Annotated in this window: 3 protein-coding genes and 1 pseudogene; 2 read left to right on the plus strand and 2 right to left on the minus strand. The window is 62.9% G+C overall.

Features of this window, described 5'->3' with window-relative positions; all coding sequences use genetic code 11:
- Together GXH28_RS16760 and rsmA are read left to right on the plus strand one after the other, a co-directional pair.
- The coding region (locus tag GXH28_RS16760; RefSeq protein WP_169239944.1) for a 3D domain-containing protein at positions 1-435 on the plus strand (435 nt) is incomplete at its 5' end.
- Positions 428-1,276 (plus strand): 16S rRNA (adenine(1518)-N(6)/adenine(1519)-N(6))-dimethyltransferase RsmA, encoded by an 849-nt coding sequence (rsmA, locus tag GXH28_RS15640; RefSeq protein ID WP_206156893.1) that lies wholly within the window; start codon positions 428-430, stop codon positions 1,274-1,276. The genes GXH28_RS16760 and rsmA, both read left to right, overlap by 8 nt.
- On the opposite strand, the gene GXH28_RS15645 is transcribed toward rsmA, so the two are convergent.
- The gene (locus tag GXH28_RS15645) at positions 1,253-2,278 is read right to left on the minus strand and encodes an inositol monophosphatase family protein (RefSeq protein WP_169239945.1); all 1,026 of its coding nucleotides are present in this window, start codon (positions 2,276-2,278) and stop codon (positions 1,253-1,255) included. The two genes, rsmA and GXH28_RS15645, sit on opposite strands and share 24 nt — an antisense overlap.
- 112 nt (positions 2,279-2,390) lie before the next feature.
- Positions 2,391-2,900: pseudogene (locus tag GXH28_RS15650) on the minus strand (hypothetical protein); the annotation flags it as partial.

The following is a 2,900-nucleotide window of genomic DNA, read 5'->3' on the forward strand; positions in this document are numbered from 1 at the left end:
CGCGAGCTGATCGCCGATTTCGTCGCCCGTCCCCCACAACCGCGCGTCTACAAGTACGGCACCAAAGTCGTTATCCGCACGCTCGATACGCCTCAGGGGCCGGTGCAATATTGGCGCAAGATTCGCATGCTGGCCACGTCCTACTCGGCCAGCACGTCGGGCGTCTCACGCAACACGTCGTGGTACGGCCGGACGCGCTGCGGGCAGAACATGCGCTTCGGCATCGTGGCCGTGGACCCGCGGGTCATCAGCCTCGGCTCGAATGTCTATGTGCCGGGCTATGGCATCGGCAACGCGTGCGACACCGGCGGCGCGATCACCGGTAAGCGCATTGACCTGGGCTACGACGACGACAACCTCAAGTTGTGGTACCGCTGGGTAGACGTTTACCTGCTCACCCCCGTCCCCAGTCAGATACGCTATCGCCTTGAGTAGCCGGCGTCAAGCCCGCGGCATCGTTCCCCGCAAAAGCCTTGGGCAGAATTTCTTGACCGACGACGCTACGGCGCGCCGCATCGTCGAGGCGGCCGAGATCGAACGAGACGATTTGGCCTTCGAGATCGGTCCGGGCACAGGTGCGCTCACCGTGCACCTGGTGGAACGTGCCGGTTGGGTTGTGGCGATCGAGCTGGATCAAGCGCTTATCCCCGTGCTGCAAGATGCGTTGGGCGAGGCGCGGAATATCACCGTCGTCCACGGCGATGCGCTCGAAGTGGATTTCGCCGGCCTGGTCCGCGAGGCGGAGCGCGCATTCGGCAGGCCGTTCAAGGCGATCCGCTTCGTGGCCAACCTGCCGTATTACATCACCTCGGCCGCCATCCGGCGCATTCTGGAATGCGGCCTGCCTATCGCGACGATCGTGCTGACGGTTCAAACCGAGGTGGCCGAGCGAGTGACAGCACAGCCACCGAACATGAGCCTGTTGGCCGTCAGTGTGCAGTTCTATGGCCGGCCCGAGTTGCTGTTCAAGATTCCGCCGAGCCGGTTCTATCCCCAACCGGAGGTGGAGTCGGCCGTGTTGCGGATCCGGCCACATGCCCAGCCGCCGGATATAGGCGCCCAGGCATTCTTTCGGGTAGTCAAAGCCGGGTTCAGCCAGCCACGCAAACAGTTGCGCAACACCCTTGCTGCCGGTTTGGGCTTGAACAAAGCTCAAGTGGAGGCAATCCTGATGCAGAGTGGCATCGAGCCGGGGCGACGCGCCGAGACGATCAACGTCGAGGAGTGGAAGGAACTCGCTAAAATTTTTATGTCAATTAAAAAATCGGTCGCCTAGTTGCCGCTCCAGATAGGCCATCATGGGCGATGAGCAAGCGGCAAGGATAGAGAACGCCAACGCTCCGTAATCCTGACCAGGCTGTAGGGGGAAGAGTTCACGTTGTAAGTTAGTTCGGACGCATCCGCCTGCCTCCTCGATCAGCGGCCAGACGGCGGCCACATCCCAGACGTGCGAGGTCATGTCCAGGCTGCCGAGGCAGGCGCCCTTGGCCACCAGTGCCAGGTCGTAGCCGGTCGTCCCGATGATGCGGAGCTTCATCGGGATGTCGGGCTGGCCATGCTGAAGGGTGCGTGTGCAGCAGGCGAAGAGCTGCGTCTTTTGCACCATGGGCTCTCCGGTGCGCTCGTCTCGGTTCACCGTTGCGACGTGAATCGGCGTCTCGTTCAGCCAGGCGCCGCCGCCGCGCACCGCGTAGTATTGCTCGTCGGTCATGGGGAAGTCGGCCACGCCGAGCACCGGCTGGCCAAAATGCAGCAGGCCGATGAGCACGCCCCAGGCCGGCATCCCCCACGTGAAGTTGGTCGTGCCGTCAATCGGGTCAATCACCCAGCACCACTCCTGGCCGCGAAAGATCTTGTCGCGCTCCTCAGACAGAATGCCGTGCGCGGGGTAGCGGGCAAGGATGGCGTCGCTCAACCGGCGGTCGGACTCGATGTCGGATTGAGTGATCAGTGTGCCGTCGCGCTTGAGCGCAGCCGTGAGTCGGCCAAAGGTTGCCTTGAGCCGGCGCCCGGTGTCATGCGCCAGATTACGGGCGAAATCCAGCGCACCCTTGGGCAGGTCGCCCTCAGGCGCGGCGGTGAGATAGCGGATTTCCAGCGCGTTGAGCGCGAATCGCGCTGCTGCACGCTGGGCTTCGATGCGTTGTGCGTCGCCCGTGATGCGTTCCAACAAGCGGCGCACCGACGTGCGCTCCTGCGCATTCAACCCGGCCCATGCGCTGCGCACGCGCTCGGCATCCTCGCTGAAGATGGCTTCCCACAGTTGGTCGAGTTCCATATCCAACGCGCATTGTACGCGCCGTAGTTGAAACCGAATGCGCTTTCAGACATAGGCGCGGGCTGAGCTTGTCGAAACCTGCGCCCAGCAAGCGCATCATCATATTGAACGCTCACTGCGCCTGTTCGGGCACAGCGGCGCGATTGACAATCGGGATGAAGGCGCGCGGCGGCATGGACGGATCCGTTTCACCGCTATCCGCCAGATAGATCGAGTCGCTGGACGTCTGCACGGTGACGCCGGCTATCAGTTGCACGTATACGGTCTTGAGGCCGGCACCGGCAGAGAGCAGGAAGGGGCGCTGCGGGTGATACGGCTCATACGGGCTCCAGGTGGCGTTATCCTCGCTGAATCGCATTTGATGCACCCACGTGTTGCCGCCCACGGCGCCGTGGATGTGTAGATTTACCAAGCGCTGCGTGGTGCTCACGGCCTCGCCGTTGATGACGACCGGAAAGACGGGCACGCCGTTGTTGCTGCGCGCGCCCAACAATTGCACCCAGTAGTGGCGGTAGGGCCCGCCGACGCCGGTATAGGGACACGCGCCGTTCTGCCGTACGTTCGCTGCGTCGTTCTGTTTGTAGTAGTAGCCGATGCCGACCTCGCGAAAATCTACGCTGAG

This window comes from Candidatus Roseilinea sp. NK_OTU-006, from assembly GCF_012931985.1.
In the GTDB taxonomy this organism is placed as follows: Bacteria; Chloroflexota; Anaerolineae; order J036; family Brachytrichaceae; genus JAAFGM01.